General features: G+C 66.0%; 12 protein-coding genes and 1 pseudogene. 3 read left to right on the plus strand and 10 right to left on the minus strand.

Features of this window, described 5'->3' with window-relative positions; translation table 11 throughout:
* Positions 1-14: 14 nt before the first annotated feature.
* Entirely contained in the window at positions 15-473 is a 459-nt protein-coding gene (locus G6N68_RS00815; protein WP_163706729.1) for a universal stress protein, read from the minus strand.
* A gap of 398 nt (positions 474-871) precedes the next feature.
* On the opposite strand from G6N68_RS00815, the gene G6N68_RS00820 reads away from it, so the two are divergent.
* Genes G6N68_RS00820 through rfbA form a run of 3 tightly spaced genes read left to right on the plus strand, consistent with a single transcriptional unit; the run spans position 872 to position 2906 of the window.
* A complete protein-coding gene (locus G6N68_RS00820; RefSeq protein WP_163706730.1) occupies positions 872-1627 on the plus strand; it encodes a maleylpyruvate isomerase family mycothiol-dependent enzyme in 756 nt (251 codons plus the stop codon).
* A gap of 11 nt (positions 1628-1638) precedes the next feature.
* Positions 1639-2013, plus strand: a complete 375-nt coding sequence (locus tag G6N68_RS00825) for a nuclear transport factor 2 family protein (protein ID WP_163706732.1) — start codon at positions 1639-1641, stop codon at positions 2011-2013.
* Between the two features lie 26 nt (positions 2014-2039).
* The gene (rfbA, locus tag G6N68_RS00830) at positions 2040-2906 is read left to right on the plus strand and encodes a glucose-1-phosphate thymidylyltransferase RfbA (RefSeq protein WP_163706734.1); all 867 of its coding nucleotides are present in this window, start codon (positions 2040-2042) and stop codon (positions 2904-2906) included.
* Between the two features lie 31 nt (positions 2907-2937).
* Here rfbA and G6N68_RS00835 read toward each other — a convergent pair whose 3' ends face one another.
* The 9 genes and pseudogenes from G6N68_RS00835 to G6N68_RS00875 form a co-directional block, all read right to left on the minus strand.
* Entirely contained in the window at positions 2938-4407 is a 1470-nt protein-coding gene (locus G6N68_RS00835) for a PE family protein (RefSeq protein ID WP_163706736.1), read from the minus strand.
* A 1066-nt stretch (positions 4408-5473) separates the two neighbouring features.
* A pseudogene (locus G6N68_RS30405) lies at positions 5474-5701 on the minus strand (PGRS repeat-containing protein); the annotation flags it as partial.
* A gap of 167 nt (positions 5702-5868) precedes the next feature.
* Complete coding sequence (locus tag G6N68_RS00845; RefSeq protein WP_163706738.1) at positions 5869-7272, minus strand: IS1380 family transposase; 1404 nt, start codon at positions 7270-7272, stop codon at positions 5869-5871.
* A gap of 76 nt (positions 7273-7348) precedes the next feature.
* Positions 7349-7699 carry a PE family protein gene (locus G6N68_RS00850; protein WP_163706739.1) on the minus strand — a complete coding sequence of 117 codons (351 nt, stop codon included), beginning with the start codon at positions 7697-7699 and terminating at the stop codon, positions 7349-7351.
* 275 nt (positions 7700-7974) lie between these two features.
* Positions 7975-9267 (minus strand): pyridoxal phosphate-dependent aminotransferase, encoded by a 1293-nt coding sequence (locus tag G6N68_RS00855; RefSeq protein ID WP_163706740.1) that lies wholly within the window; start codon positions 9265-9267, stop codon positions 7975-7977.
* Between the two features lie 30 nt (positions 9268-9297).
* On the minus strand, positions 9298-12333 hold the full coding sequence (locus tag G6N68_RS00860) for a (Fe-S)-binding protein (RefSeq protein ID WP_163706741.1): 3036 nt from the start codon (positions 12331-12333) through the stop codon (positions 9298-9300).
* Positions 12334-12588: 255 nt separating this feature from the next.
* The gene (locus G6N68_RS00865; protein WP_163706742.1) at positions 12589-13851 is read right to left on the minus strand and encodes a DUF445 domain-containing protein; all 1263 of its coding nucleotides are present in this window, start codon (positions 13849-13851) and stop codon (positions 12589-12591) included.
* Complete coding sequence (locus G6N68_RS00870) at positions 13848-14522, minus strand: Abi-alpha family protein (protein WP_240355321.1); 675 nt, start codon at positions 14520-14522, stop codon at positions 13848-13850. Before G6N68_RS00870 ends, G6N68_RS00865 begins: the two co-directional genes overlap by 4 nt.
* Positions 14523-14650: 128 nt before the next feature.
* The gene (locus G6N68_RS00875) at positions 14651-15826 is read right to left on the minus strand and encodes a BTAD domain-containing putative transcriptional regulator (RefSeq protein WP_163706743.1); all 1176 of its coding nucleotides are present in this window, start codon (positions 15824-15826) and stop codon (positions 14651-14653) included.
* Positions 15827-16118: the final 292 nt, after the last annotated feature.

The raw sequence follows: 16118 nt of genomic DNA on the forward strand, positions 1-16118 counted from the left end.
GGTGACCAATCTACTCAACCGGTGGTATGGACGATCAGCACGTCCACCGTGGCCTTGCGGGATACCTCAGAAGGGACTGATCCCAGCAGCCGCCCCGCGACGCTACTGAGTCCGACGTTGCCGACGACCAGCAAGTCGGCCAGCATCTCCTCGGCCAGGTGCACCAGCGCACTGATCGGGGCGCCGACGATCGACTTCTCTTCCACATCCGTGGCGCCGGCCTTGTGCGCCCGCTCCCTGGCGTCCTGCAGTATCGCGTAGAAGGGAGCCTCGCCCACCGTCCGATAGTCGGCGCCGTGGTCGCTCCCGGGTGGGATGGCGTAACGGCCACGTTCCTCGGCGACGGGGAGGTGGGCCGTCGCAACGATCAATTTCGCGCCGTGATCCGCGGCGATTGCGGCCGCCCGCTCCACGGCACGCAGTGACGAGTCCGAGCCATCGGTGCCGACAACCACGGTCTGATAGGCGCTCATTTCCTCACAGTAGTAGTTATCGGCATCACTTAATACCCATGTATTTCGGCGATTCAATCAGTTGGCCGGCCGTAGCACCAGCAGCAAATGTGGCCCTCACCTGCGTGAAACGACTGTGAGGGCTTCGTCACAAAAATTGGCGATGGATTTGACGGGTGTCAAGCACGGCTCGCAGAATAGTTAGCATGCCAAATGAAAGTGGGCAAGAGTCCTTCTCTACCGGGTCCGCCACCATGCGATGCCCGCACTGCAATGCTGATCGCCCGGTACAAAAGCGCATGGGGTCCAATTACCGGGTGCTGAGCTACTGCTCCCACGTGGTGACCCTGGTGCGCGGCCGCTGAGATCGGCTTCGCTTTTCAACATGGATCGCTAGGGCGGCGAGTAGCGTGACCGGCGTGGATTACGCGTCGGAATTCGTCAAAGAGAACCGCGCATTCGGGGAACTGATCCGCAAAGCGGACCATTCGACACCCGTGCCCGCTTGCCCGGGCTGGAATATCGGACAACTGCTAAAGCACGTCGGCCGCGGAGACCGCTGGGCCGCACAGATCGTCAAGGACAAACTCGACCACTACCTCGATCCCCGCAGCGTCGAAGGCGGAAAGCCGCCGCCGGATCCCGATGACGCGATCTCGTGGCTCAGCGGCGGCGCGCAGCGGCTCATCGACGCGGTCGAGCTAGCCGGGGTCGAGACGCCGGTGTGGACATTCCTGGGCACTCGCCCGGCGAATTGGTGGCTAAGGCGCCGGCTACACGAGACGGCGGTGCACCGCGCCGATGCCGCACTCGCCATCGGAAGCGAATTCAACCTCGAACCCGCCGTCGCCGCCGACGGAATAACCGAATTCCTTGAGCGCATTGTGATTCAGGCCGGAAACGACGGCGCGCCGCTCCCGCTCGAGGGCGACGAGACATTGCATCTACACGCTACCGACGTTGGCCTCGGCGAAGCCGGAGAATGGACCGCCGCCCTGGACGGCGGTGACGTCACGTGGTCGCACGCGCACGGCAAGGGCACGGTGGCGTTGCGGGGCAGTGCCACCGAACTGCTGCTGGCGATGACGCGCCGAGTCCCGGTTGCCGACACCGGAGTCAAGGTCTTCGGCGACGACGCCGTATGGCAGAGGTGGCTGGACCGCACGCCTCTCTAGACTTGCAGACCATGACCACATCGGAGATTGCCACCGTGCTGGCCTGGCATGACGCCCTCAACGCCGGTGACATCGACACCCTGGTGGCGTTGTCCAGTGACGACATCGAGATCGGTGACGCTCACGGCGCGGCGCAAGGACACGCGGCGCTGCGCAAGTGGGCCGAATCGCTGACGACCACGGCCGAGCTGGGCCGGATGTACGTGTACGACGGGATCGTCGTCGCGGAGCAGAAGATCGCCGACCGCGATGCTCCCGACAGGGTGATCACCGCGGCGTCGGCCTTCCGGGTGGTCCGAGACCATGTCACCTCGGTGTTCCGTCACGAGGATCTGGAATCGGCGCTGGCGGCCACCGACCTCACCGAGGCGGACGCCGTCGAGTAAGCCGACCGAGGATTGAGGAGCCAGTTATGCGCGGGATCATCTTGGCCGGCGGTTCGGGCACCAGGCTGCATCCGATCACCATCGGCATCAGCAAACAACTGCTGCCGGTGTACGACAAGCCGATGGTTTACTACCCGCTGTCCACGCTGATGATGGCGGGCATCCGCGACATCCTGGTCATCACGACGCCACATGACGCGGCAGGGTTTCGCCGTCTGCTCGGTGATGGCTCGCAATTCGGCATCAACCTGAGCTGGGTGACACAGGACAGTCCGGACGGTCTGGCACAGGCGTTCGTCCTGGGCGCTGACCACATAGGCAACGACTCGGTGGCATTGGTGTTGGGAGACAACATCTTTTACGGTCCGCGGCTTGGTACCAGCCTCAGTAGATTCCAAAACATTAGCGGTGGGGCGGTTTTCGCCTATTGGGTGGCCAATCCGTCGGCTTACGGTGTCATCGAATTCGACGCTGACGGCAAGGCGGTGTCGTTGGAGGAGAAGCCGGAAAAGCCGAAATCCCATTATGCGGTACCGGGTTTGTACTTCTATGACAACGACGTGATCGAAATCGCCAAGGGCTTGAAGAAGTCGGCGCGCGGCGAGTACGAGATCACTGACGTCAATCAGACCTACTTAGACCAAGGTCGGTTGTCGGTCGAGGTGATGGCGCGGGGCACGGCATGGCTGGACACCGGGACCTTCGACTCGCTGCTGGACGCGTCCGATTTCGTGCGCACGCTCGAACTCCGTCAGGGCTTGAAAGTCAGTGTTCCTGAGGAAGTTGCGTGGCGGCACGGCTGGATAACTGACGACGAGTTAGCGCAGCGGGCCCGCGCGCTACTGAAGTCCGGATACGGCGGCTACCTGTTGGAGCTGTTGGAGCGCAACTGATTCGGTCTGGTGCAGGTAGTGGCGGACCCGGTTACCCGTTAATTCCAAGCAGCGCCCCACCTTTGCCGCCGATGCCGGCTTCGCCGGGGTACGGGCCTGTTCCGCCCTTGCCGCCGCTGCCGCCGTTACCCATCAGCACCGCCGATCCGCCGGCGCCACCTTTACCGCCACCAGTCCCTGCCGGGCCAGCGCTGCCGCCGTCGCCGCCGTCGCCGCCGTTGCCGATCGCCCCGGCCTTGCCCCCGGCGCCTCCTACGCCGCCGAAGACGTTGCCGGACCCGCCGAGTCCGCCGGCCCCTCCGTCACCCCAAAGCATGCCGGCTGCGCCGCCGGCACCGCCGGTGCCGCCGAAGGTGCCGCCACTGCCGCCGGTGCCTCCGGCACCACCGGCGCCGAACAGCAAGCCGCCAGCGCCGCCGGCACCGCCGTTGGCGCCCGCCGCACCGCCGAACCCGCCGGTGCCACCGGCGCCGCCCGTTCCCCACAGCCCACCCGCGTTGCCGCCGGCTCCGCCCATCCCGCCGCCGGCCTGGCCGATACCCCCCGTGCCGCCGTCCCCGGCGGAGCCGTAGAGGGCGCCGGAGTTGCCACCCGCGCCGCCTTTCCCGCCGCCGGTGCTGCCCTGACCGCCGGTGCCACCGTCCCCGCCCGATCCGCCGAAGATGCCGCCGGCCCCACCGGCGCCGCCGTCGCCGCCACTGGTACCGCCGGACTTGCCGCCGGCGCCGCCAGCGCCGCCATCGCCAAACAGCCCGCCGGCACCGCCGATCCCGCCTTTGCCGCCGGAGATGCCAACCGCGGAATTTCCGCCGGCGCCGCCGACCCCGCCGGTGCCGAACAATCCAGCAGCACCGCCCGCACCTCCGGCGCCACCCGTGCCGAGGTTTGAGTTCCCGCCGATGCCGCCCGCACCGCCGACACCGAACAGCAGGCCGCCCGCCCCGCCGGCCCCACCGGCCCCAGCGTTGCCGTTGGCCAGGTCGCCGCCGGCACCGCCGGCGCCGCCGTTGCCGAATAGTCCGGCGGCTCCGCCGTTGCCACCCGGCAGACCGGGCCCGCCCGATCCGCCGGCGCCGCCGTTGCCGAACAGGATCCCGCCGGCACCCCCATTGGCGCCGCTGCCCGGCGCCGCGTTGGCGCCGTCGCCGATCAACGGCCTGCCCAGCAGTGTCCGGAAGGGCGCATTCACCGCGTTGAGCGCCTCCTCGAGCGGCGAGGCGACGGCCGCATCGGCACTGCCGTAGGCGCTGGCACTCGCCGTCAGGGTCCGCACAAACTGCTCGTGAAATGCCGCAGCTCGCGCACTGAGCGCCTGATACTCCTGGGCGTGCGCAGAGAACAGCGCTGCGATTGCCGCCGAAACTTCATCGGCACCTGCGGCCAGTAGGGACGTTGTCTGAGCCGACGCAGCAGCGTTGGCCTCACTGAGCATCGATCCGACACTGTTCAAATCTGCTGCCGCCGCCGAGAGCAGCTGCGGCGCCGTAATGACAAACGACATGTGACAACTCCGATCGGTTACGCGTGCGGAAATAGTCGCCGCTAAACCGATCGCGGTGCATGGGGCATTCGCCTCAATCAGTTGAGGCGCAGAAGTGAGTTTGTGTTCGTCAGGGCAAGCCCTTCAAGCCGTCCTGCCCGAGCAACGAACCGCCGGTGCCGCCCGCGCCTGCGGCGCCGGTGCTCGGACCGCTACCGCCGTTACCGCCGTTACCGCCGTTACCGCCGTTACCGACAAGCACGGCAGCCCCGCCTTGGCCGCCCTTGCCACCAGCCGTCCCCGTTATCGTGCTGCCGCCGGCGCCGCCGTCGCCGCCGTCGCCCAGGTTGCCGGACTTCCCACCTGCGCCGCCGTCGCCGCCGAATGTGGTGCCAAAACCGCCGACGCCGCCCGCGCCACCGTTGCCCCACACGAGACCGGCGGCACCGCCGGCCCCGCCGGTACCGCCGAAGGGGCCACCGTATCCCCCGGCACCGCCAGTACCACCTGCGCCAAAGAGCATTCCCGCGCTGCCGCCCTTGCCGCCGAGTCCGCCGGCGGTTCCGCCCATGCCGCCGGTTCCGCCGGCGCCGCCATCGCCCCAGAGTCCGCCGGCGCTGCCGCCGGTACCGCCTGGCCCGCCGCCGGTGCCACCAATGCCACCGGCGCCACCACTGCCGGCGGCGCCGGAGAACATGCCCGAGTTACCGCCGGCCCCACCGAAACCGCCGGCGGTAACGCCCTGCCCGCCGGTACCCCCGGCACCGCCGGAGCCGGAAAGTGTGCCGCCGGCACCTCCGGCGCCGCCGTCCCCGCCGCTGGTGCCGCCCTTGCCGCCCAATCCGCCGAGGCCTCCGTTGCCGAACAGTCCGCCTGCGCCGCCGGCGCCGCCGTTACCGCCGTTGGAACCATTCAGGGTGTTCCCGCCCGTGCCTCCGACACCGCCGGAGCCGAACAGTCCGGCGGCCCCGCCCGCGCCGCCCGCGCCACCGGTCCCCAGGTTTGTGCTGCCGCCCGTGCCGCCGGCGCCGCCGGTGCCGAAGAGCAGGCCGCCCGCCCCGCCGGTTCCGCCGGGTGAACCGTTGCCCGCCGCGGTGTTCGCACCGGCCCCGCCCGCGCCTCCGTTGCCGAATAGGCCCGCAGCGCCACCGTTGCCGCCCGGCTGGCCAGGTCCACCCGACCCGCCGGCTCCTCCGTTCCCCCATAAGAGTCCGCCAGCCCCGCCGTTGGCGCCGGTTCCTGGTGCCCCGTTGGCGCCGTTGCCGATCAGCGGCCGCCCGAGGAGCGCCTGGGTGGGCGCGTTGAGCACGTCTAGCCTCGATTTTTCGTCGAGGGTGATTTCGGTCGGACTTGGCGATGGGGTGCGTGGTGTCTGGGGTTTGTGTGGTTTAGGGCGTGTTGGGGTTGTCCCGTGTCGCCGGGTTGGCGGGCTTTCCCAGGGCCGGTGGTCTTTCGTGCTCGGTTGGTCAGCTGGGTTGTCGGTCAACCGAAGGCGGTGCGGATGTGTTGCCAGGCGGTCGCGATGGCTGCGGCCCATCGCCAGGTGGCATCGAGGCGTAGCCGTTGTTGGCGTGCGCCGTGGGTGATGCGGGCGGCGATGTGCAGGATCCGGTAGCGGAATGTGGTGATCTCGATGCGGGCCAGGCCGGGGTGGTCGTGAAAGCCGATCAGCCGGGCCCAGGTGACCAGATCGGTGGCGGCCAGGATGATTTCCAGCCAGGCGGCGTTGGACCAAAACGAGTGGCACGGAAAGTTGCGCAGCCCGGTGGCCTTTAGTTCGCGGATGCGGTCCTCGATGCGGGCGTGCTGGCGGTGCCGCAACTCCAATCCGGCGACTTGACCAGGGATGACCCCGGGTGCGGTGTCGGTGATGAACGCGGTCACGCGCATGCCGTCGGCGTCGGTGAACCGCAGCTGGGCCCCGGGGTGGGGGCGTTCTTTGCGCAGGATCAGCCGGGTTCCGGCCGGCCATGAGGACAGGTTGACCAGACCGGTGGCCTCGGCGACCCAGGCGCCCTCGCGGATACCGCCGTCGGTGTCGATGGCCGGGTCCCAGACATCGGCGAGGGTCAGGGTGTCCACGGCGTCTTGGACCCGCCAATCGACGGGGTAGCCGAAGGAGAACCCCACCCCCAGCCTGCGGCACGCCTGGGCGAAGCGGTGGGTGGACCCGGCGGTGTCGCAGCGCACCAGCAGCTTCGGGTTGTCGGGATCGGCGGGATGGGCGGGGTCGGGCTGGTATCGCCGCGGCAGGGCGGCCAGCGCCTGCTCGAGGACGATGACGTGATCGGAGGCGGTGTTGGAGCCGGCGTTACCGTTGCGCAGCAGCCCGGCCAGGGCCTCCCCGCCGGCGATGTCCGGGCGGTCCAGAAACGCCAGCAGCGGGTGATGACCATAGGTTTTCTTCCAGGTCGCCGCAGCGCCGGTCTTGTTGTCGGAGTGATCGATCACCAGGGTGGCGTCGATGTCGATGTGCAGCCACCCCTGGGTGGGGGCGGCTCCGGCCGCCCAGGCCGCCGCCCGCGCCCGAGCCCGCGCTGTGCGCACCCCCGGCAGGTGTGCGGCATCGATGCGCTGATCGATCAACCGCCACATGGTGGTCGTCGAGGCTTTCGCGCCGAACACATGCTCACGATCGCCGCACAGTTGACCAACTGCGTCGATGCAGTCCGCGCCGTCGGCGACCGCGGCCGCCAGATCGGCGAACACGTCCCCGGGCGCATACACCCACGGGCCCCGGTACGTGTCGGCCAACGCGGCGGTGACCTGCGCCGACAACCCCGTGCGGTCCGCGAGCTCGCGCAGCATGCCCATCCCGGCGTGCGACACGACACCATGGCCGTCAGCCGACACTTTCACCCGCGATGCTAGCGCGATATTCTTCACAAGCGAGGTGCCTTCCCTTGGGACCGATTGAACCGTAGAGAAGTCCAATTATCCCTTGCAGGACAGGCACTTTCGCTTATCTACACCCCGTTTCTCGGAGCATTTCACGAAAAATCCGGGCTAGGGCGTTTTGCAGGGAGGAGGCGGCGGAAGCCTCGGCGCTGGCGTACGAACCCCCACCCGCGCTCAAGGCTTGGACAAATTGGACATGAAACGCCTCCGCCCGAGCGCTGAGCTCCTGATAGGTCTGAGCATGCTCGGAAAATAGGGCGGCAATCGCCGCCGAAACCTCATCGCCAGCGGCGGCCACTAACCCGGTGGTCGCCGCGGCCGAGGCCGCGTTCGCGGCGCTGATCGTTGAGCGGAGATTCATCAAATCGGTCGCCGCTGCCTCCAGCATCGACGGGTCCGCGATCATAAATGCCATGTGACGCCTCCAGGCTAGTGGTGGCTACGACAGCGAACGGATTGTGAGCAGAGGACATTCGATCTACTGCCCATACACCGCCGAATTGGTTCCTTCGCAGCTTGATTCGACGCTACGAGGGCAGCAGGTACGGGGCATGACCATAACGAGTCATTTCCGCGGCGAGCGACGATAGTCAAACTTGACTATCGGGGGCCCAGGAACGGCGCGATCACGTTGTGAGCACCGCAGAGCGGGCGGGGCGAAGGGCAGGCTGTTTTCGCCAGGGCGATTCGCTACTGGCGGTAGCTGACCAGGAAGTTGCCCAGCCGCTCGATCGCCCTCGCGAGGTCGCGTGCCCACGGCAACGTCACCAGGCGCAGGTGATCCGGAGCTGGCCAATTGAACCCAGTTCCCTGGGCGACCAGAATCTTCTCGGACAACAGCAGGTCTAGGACGAGTTGCTCGTCGTTCTGAATGTCGTAGACCTCGGGGTCCAGTCGGGGAAACGCATACAACGCACCCTGCGGTTTGGTGCATGACACACCGGGAATCTCGTTGAGCTTGGTCCAGGCGACGTCGCGCTGCTCGAGCAGTCGGCCGCCGGGCAGCACCAGGTCTTCGATGCTCTGATGGCCACCGAGTGCAACCTGAATTGCATGCTGCGCAGGAACATTCGGGCACAACCGCATGTTGGCCAGCAGGCTGATCCCCTCGATGAAGCTGCTGGCATGGTCCTTGGGGCCGGTGATGGCCAGCCAGCCGGCCCGATATCCCGCGACGCGGTAGGCCTTCGACAGCCCATTGAAGGTCAGGCACAACATATCTGGCGCGAGAGTGGCGAGACTGATGTGCTTCGCGTCGTCGTAGAGAATCTTGTCGTAAATCTCGTCAGCGAGCAGCAGCAGTTGGTGCTTACGCGCCAAATCGACTATCTGCGTGAGGATTTCGCTGCTGTACACCGCACCGGTCGGGTTGTTCGGGTTGATCACCACAAGGGCCTTGGTGCGCTCGGTGATCTTGGATTCCAAGTCGGCGATGTCGGGTTGCCAGCCTTGGGTTTCGTCGCACAGGTAATGCACGGGTGTGCCGCCGGCCAGCGATGTCGACGCCGTCCACAGCGGGTAGTCCGGGGCCGGGATCAGCACCTGGTCGCCGTTGTCCAGCAGCGCTTGCAGCGTCATCGTGATCAGTTCGGAGACACCGTTACCTAGGTACACGTCGTCCACGTCGAACTTAGGGAATCCCGGCACGAGCTCGTAGCGGGTGACCACCGCTCGACGGGCCGGCAGGATGCCCTTCGAGTCGGAGTACCCCTGGGCGTACGGCAACGCCTGGATCATGTCGCGCATGATCACGTCCGGGGCCTCGAAGCCGAACGGCGCGGGGTTGCCGATATTCAGCTTCAGGATCCGGTGCCCTTCGGCTTCCAACCGCGCGGCGTGTTGGTGCACCGGACCACGAATTTCGTACAGGACGTCCTGGAGCTTGGACGACTGCGCGAAGGTGCGCTGCTGGCGATGATGCCCGGGGGCGTGCCAGGGCGCCTGATGAAGAGTCACGTCACCAATGGTGCCATTGCTGTCCACTGATATTTGCTGCTTGCCGTCAAACCGTGATCAGCGCTTGCCCGGCGGGCGGGCACCAGGCTTGATGCCCAGGCCCTTAACCGGTGCCGCCGGCGGCGGGGTCGGGTCGCCGTCGGATTGCTCGGCAGGGGCGGGTGCGGCCTTTGCTTCCGCCCCGGGCTCTGCCTTGGTTTCGGGCGCCGGTTGGGCCGACGGCTCGGCGGTCGCGGAAGTCTCGGTCTTGGCGGCGGGCTTCTTTGCTCCCGGCCTCCTGGCACCGGACGCGATCGCCAGCCCCTTGACGGGGGCTGCCGGCTCTTTGGGTTCGGCAGGCTCGGCGGGCGCCGAGCTTTGGGTCGCTGATGCCTCAGCTGCGGGCGCCGGCTCAGCGGCTTTAGGCGCCGCCGCTGCCTTCTTGGCGCCTGGCCGCTTGGCGCCCGCCGCCAGACCGAGCCCCTTAACGGGCGCGGCGGGCGCGGCGGACGAGGTTTCCGCGGCGGGCGCGGCCTCGGCCGATTCAGCCTTAGCCGCTGCCGGCGCTGCCTTCTTGGCACCAGGGCGTTTGGCGCCGGCGGCCAGGCCCAGCCCCTTCGCTGGCGCGGGAGCGGGCGCTTCCGCCGTCTTGGCCTCAGCCGCTGGTGCCGCCTTCTTGGCCCCAGGACGCTTGGCGCCACCGGCGATCCCGAGACCGGTGACGGCCTTGGTCTCTTTCTTGGGCTCGGTGGCGGCGGCCGGCTTCTCGGCTTCTTTCTCGGAGGCCTCGGCCGGTGCCTCGGCGGGCGCGCTCGGCGCGGCGGCCTTGGGCTTGGTCTTCTCCGCCTCGGCTGCCCTCTTTTCGGCTTCCTTGGCGGCGGTGCCCTTCTCCGGCAGCGTCGCCGCGTCACGATCGAGCGAGCCGAGCAGCACCTGGGCGACGTCGAGCACCTCGACGCCGCTGCGGCCGGCCTCTTCTTGCCGGTCATTGACCCCGTCGGTGACCATCACGCGGCAGAAGGGACACGCCACGGCGACGGTGGCGGCATTGGTGGCCAGCGCCTCGTCGACACGTTCGTGGTTGATGCGCTTGCCGATGTGCTCTTCCATCCACATTCGGGCGCCACCCGCGCCGCAGCAGAAGCTGCGCTCGGCGTGCCGCGGCATCTCGGTGAGGTTGGCCCCCGCGGCGCCGATCAGCTCACGCGGCGCCTCGTACACCTTGTTGTGGCGCCCGAGGTAGCAGGGGTCGTGGTAGGTGATGTCCTGCGAAACCGACTTCACCGGCACCAGCTTTTGGTCGCGAACCAGCCGGTTCAGCAGCTGGGTGTGGTGCAGCACGGTGTAGTTGGCGCCCAGTTGGCGGTATTCCTTGCCCAAGGTGTTGAAGCAGTGTGGGCAGGTGACGACGATCTTGCGGTCGACGGTCTCCACACCCTCGAACACGCCGTCGAGGGTCTCGACGGCCTGCTGGGCGAGCTGCTGGAACAGGAATTCGTTGCCAGAGCGACGCGCGGAGTCGCCGTTGCAGGTTTCGCCGCTGCCCAGCACCAGGTACTTCACCCCGGCGATGGCGAGCAGCTCGGCGACGGCCTTGGTGGTCTTTTTCGCCTTGTCGTCGTAGGCGCCGGCGCAACCCACCCAGAACAGGTACTCGTAACCGTCGAAGCTGTCGACGTCCTCGCCGTACACCGGAACGTCGAAGTCGACTTCGGAGATCCAGTTGGTGCGGTCGGATGCGTTCTGCCCCCAGGGGTTGCCCTTGTTCTCCAGGTTCTTGAACAAGACGCCCAGCTCGGAGGGGAATTCCGACTCCATCATCACCTGGTAGCGGCGCATGTCCACGATGTGATCGATGTGCTCGATGTCCACCGGGCACTGCTCCACGCAGGCACCGCAAGTCACGCAGGACCACAGCACGTCGGGGTCGATGACGCCGCCCTGTTCTGCGGTGCCGACCAGCGGACGGGTCGCCTGTTCCGGACCGGAGCCCGTGATGCGTCCGAATCCGGACTCGGGAACGTGGTGCTCCTCGGCATGCTTTTCGCCGGTCAGGTTCTCGCTGACCCCGCCCTCTGGGGTGCTCTCCAAGGGGCTCTCTTTTTCGCCCAGGATGTAGGGCGCCTTGGCCATCCAGTGGTCGCGCAGGTCCATGATGACGAGCTTGGGCGACAAGGGTTTTCCGGTGTTCCACGCCGGACATTGCGACTGGCAGCGCCCGCACTCGGTACAGGTGGCGAAGTCGAGCATGGCCTTCCAGGAAAAGTCCTCGATCTTGCCCCGGCCGAATTCGGCGTCGTCCGGCGGGTTTTCGAAGTCGATGGGCTTGCCGTCGGCCTCAACGGGCAGCAGCGGGCCCAGGCCGTCGGGCAGTCGCTTGAACGTGACGTTGATCGGCGCCAGGAAGATGTGCAGGTGCTTGGAGTGCAGCACGATCAGCAGGAAGATCAGCGCCACGGCGATGTGGGCCAACAAAGCGATCGTCTCGATCCATTCGTTGGCCGTCGTGCCCAATGGCTGCATAACCGCGCCCATGGCGTGGGAGAAGAAGGCGCCGCCGCCGTAGGGGAGGGCTCCGGTGTTCGCCGAGGCGCCACGGAAGATCGCGAAGCTGAAGATGACCAGGAAGATCATGAACAGGATCAGCCAGGCGCCCCCGGTGTGTGAACCGTAGAACCGCGACGAACGGCCGTATTCCTTCGGCTCGGAGCGCAACCGGATGATCGAGAACGTGATGATGCCGAACAGGACGGCGAGGGCGATGAAGTCCTGCAAGAAGCCCAAAGCGTCCCAGCGGCCGACGATCGGGATGTGGAAGTGGTCGTCGAAAAGGGCGCCGTAGGCCTCGACGTAGACCGTGGCGAGGATGAAGAAGCCCCACATCGTGAAGAAGTGCGCCAGGCCCGGGATGGACCACTTCAGCAGTTTGCGTTGGCCGAACACCTCGGCGATCTGCGTCCAGATGCGGGTCCCGATGTTGTCGGTGCGCCCGCTGGCCGGCTGACCGGACGTCACCAGTTTGTACAGCCACCAGATGCGCCGCAGAGCCAGCAAGCCCACGATCGCGGTCATGCCCAGGCCTACAACGAGCCTGATGATGGTCTGCGTGGTCACCGGAGGTCACCCCAATTCGTCGGGCCTCATTGAACGTCGCCTGCGGCTCAATGCCAGTGCGTCCACGAGGGCTGAGTTACCTGTTTGACCTGCTCATAGTGTCATCTTTGTGGCTTTGGTCGCGAGAAAGGTTGCCCTAACTTTTAAAGGGGCACTTGCTTGACACCGGTGCAACGGCGAAAAGGGTGCGCAATTGTCCAGCGGAATTGCGTTCTCTGAAGCGCTGGCAGGGATTTCGATCACATCTGCGGCGGGTCAGCGACTGAACAGCTCCACCAGTTGGACTTGCAGCTCGCCGACCACGCCGCCGAGAACCGCACCAACCGCGATCATCAGCGGTTCGTCGTCCTTGAAGATTGGCCGGAGAATCGATTCATATTCCTCGTTGGTGAGCTGGCTCATTTTCTCGACGATGGTCTGCTCCAAAGCAAGCGCATTAGAGGCATATTCCTTCGCTTCGAGCAACGTGGTCGGTAAGCGCTCGAGAACCATCTCGACGACACCGTCTTTGATTTCGCGGTAGCGCTGGGTGCCGACGGCGAGCATCACCAGGCGGCGCGCGACACCGGTCTGCGCATCGATCGCCTCGTCGACTTCCTTGGCGACGAGCGCGAAAAGCTTGTCCGAGCCCGGGCCCTTGAGGATTCCGTCGAGCAGGATGTCGGGTGCGAACAAGTCGTCGGCCAGGATCTTGGCGTAGTCGCGGGTGATCTTTTCGCGCTGGGCGTGCAATAGACCTTGAAAGTGAACCAGGCCGAAGACCTTCTTTTCGTGTATCGGCCGGAACAACATATTGAGCGCGATGTAGTCACTGATGAAGCCGACGGTGAAGCCGAAGGCCGGCATGATCCACGGATTCTTGAACAGCGCCCACGCGACCATCTGGACCAGCCCGATACCCAGCCCGAAATAGATTCCGCTGCGTCGCACGAAAGTCATCGCGTCGGTGGTCACGCCGCGCATCAGTTTGATGAGCTTGTCCTTGTTGCGCACCAGAGTCGTGACCGCGAGAAACTGCAGATCGATATACCGGCTCAGATCCGCCTTCATCTCCTTGAGCAGGTTTTCGGTGATCTTGGGGACCTGAGAGTGGATGCGGTCCTGGACCGTTTTGCGGGCGGCCTGCGGCAGCGAATCCCAGAGCCCGGGCCGGATTTGCTCGGCGAGGTCGCGCGAGATCTCGTCGACCGCCTGGGACAGCGGTTCTCGAAGCGTGTCCACCGCCTCGCCGGTGTCGATGCGGTCCAGGATTTCTTCGGGTTTGAGCAGGTTCGCCGTTACCAGTTCGATGGTTTTGGATCCGACCTTCCCGGCGCGCCGGGGCACGATTCCCTGCCAGCCGATCGGTCCGATGCCCTTGAATTCCTGTGGCCGGTAGATCATCTCCAAGGCGACGATCTTGGTGCTCCACCCGACGAAGGCCGCGATCAGCGGCATCGACAGGTAGATGTACCAGTTGATCGAGAAGTCGTGTCGGATCTCGGTCCACGACTGCAACGCGACCACGGCTGTGGTCATGGCCGCCCCTCTTGTTGGTTGGTGGCTTCCCAGAGCGCGTGGCCCAGCGGCGACAACCTCAGGGTGAGCTTTTCGACCTTTGCGGCCAGCGGCCCGTGGGAGGCGTCGGCGATGGCACGCAACACTTGCGACTCGGCAAGCAGGATCTCGTAGTCGTCCTTCAAGTCCGGGTCTTCGGGTCCGATTTCGACGAGTCCGAGTGAGAGCAGATGGCTGACGTACGTCGGGACCATCTGGGGGAGCGCGACGTTGGCGTTGCGGCCGACGAGTGCGGCGTTCTCAAGCACGGCCCGTCCGAGTGTTCGACGGCGGGTCCAGTCGTAGACATTCACCGCCACCGACGTCGAGCCATCAGACAGAGCGCCGATGATCCGAGCTTCGTCGGCGACCAGTTGATCGAGGATGTGGTGGTAGAGCTCCTCCTGGCTGCTCTTGGTGCTCTGATCCAGTGCCCGGTTCAGCAGCGCACGCATCTTGGCGTTGAGCGAATCCGGCGGAAGGGTCTTATCGGATGCGGGTGCCTGTGTGGCCGGGATGGAGCGGGACTCCCCGGTCTCGCCCTCCAACAACGCCAGCAACTGTTCCTGGGTGCGAAGCGTGGTACGAATCCAAAACTGCGCCAGGCCCGAGGCGAGACCCAGCCACCCACGCGGACTCAGAAAGTTCTCCACGGATGCACCGTATAGGTTCGGGTGAGGTCGGTCACAGAGCGCCACTGAGAAAATCGGAGCGGCCAGCTCTCTCGGGGACCAACAAAATGCGCGCGATTTGATCGTGAGTCGGCGCACACATGTGGGGGCTACGTCTGCGTGGCTTGCGAAGTGTCTTGCTCGGAACCGCTGGCGGTAGGGGCGCTGGCTTCAAGGGTGAGTTCGTATGTGCCGATGCGGATGGTGTCGTTGGCGTTGAGGGTGGCGCTGGTGTCGATTCGTTCTCCGTGGAGGTAGATGCCGTTGGCTGAGTGCAGATCGGTGATGACGACACGCGAACCGGTCTTGACGATGACGGCGTGGTTGCGGCTGACTTTGACATCGTCGAGAACGATGTCGTTGTCGCTACTTCGCCCGATGCGGGTGAGCACGCTGATCAGCGGGTACAGCCGGCCTTGAGGGTCGCGCAACGCGATCGAGCCAGCTCGACCGGAGCCCTGGGTCCCGGTCCCCGAGGCCAAGGTGTCTTCAGCGACCGTGCGTGCGGCCTGGTACACGTCGAGAGGTTGCTGGCGAAGGATTTGCTCGTGCAGCCCGCGCAGGGTGGGGCCAGGGTCGATGCCCAGATCGTCGGCCAGAGTGGTTTTCAGTCGTCGGTAAGCGTCGAGGGCATCAGATTGACGCTCGGTCACGTAGTAGGCGGTAATCAACTGCGCCCATAACGGCTCACGGTAGCGGTGAACGCTGATGAGTTCTTCCAACTCCGCGATAACGGAATAGGTTCGCCCGCAGGCGATTTCGGCCTGAGCGTAGGCGGTGTGGACATTGAGCTTGTCTTCGACCAACGGACTCGCGTAGGCGTTGACGAAGCTGAAGTCGCGCAGATCATCGAGCACCGGGCCGCGCCACTGTGCCAGCGCGGCACTCAAGTGGCGGCTGGCGAGCTCGAAACGCCCGGCCGCCGCGGCGGAGAACCCGGCATCTTTCTCCGCGGCGAAACGCCCCACATCGCAGTGTTCGTCGCTGACCGACAGCCGATACCCGTGGGCCACGTTGACCAGCACCGGACGCGGATCGATGCCGGCTCTGGTCAGCACACGACGCAGGTTGGAAATGTAGGAGTGCAACGTGGCCCGCGCACCCGCCGGTGGCGATTGCTCCCAGGCGGCGTCGATCAAGGTGTCCATGCCTACCGTGGTATTGCGTCTGAGAACCAAGACCGCCAACACCGCGCGTTGCTTGGGAGTCCCCAGCGCGATCGTGGTGTCACCCACGCGCATCTCTAGCGTGCCCAGCACACCGAACCCAAGGCTCTGTGCCGTCATCGCTTCCTTCCAGTTCGAGGAACAGCCAACCTCGTTGGTGCCGCAGCCTAGGGGCTTGAGGAACTCCGTCGCGGTGCGCAGAGACCGCACAACGAAAGGGCCCCAGGACCGCCGCGTCAAGTATTCATCGAGGACTAATTGACGATCAATTGAGTCTGTGGCGGAATTCTGTCACGCAGCCCGTCGTGCTTCATGGCACCGCTTGGTCGCTACTGGTTGGGGTTTACCTGCGTCCATTCGAATCGGCGTTTGCCAGTCGCGCCCAACGCGGAACCGACAGTGTCCGCTTGGT

It is taken from the genome of Mycobacterium bourgelatii (assembly GCF_010723575.1).
GTDB lineage: Bacteria > Actinomycetota > Actinomycetes > Mycobacteriales > Mycobacteriaceae > Mycobacterium > Mycobacterium bourgelatii.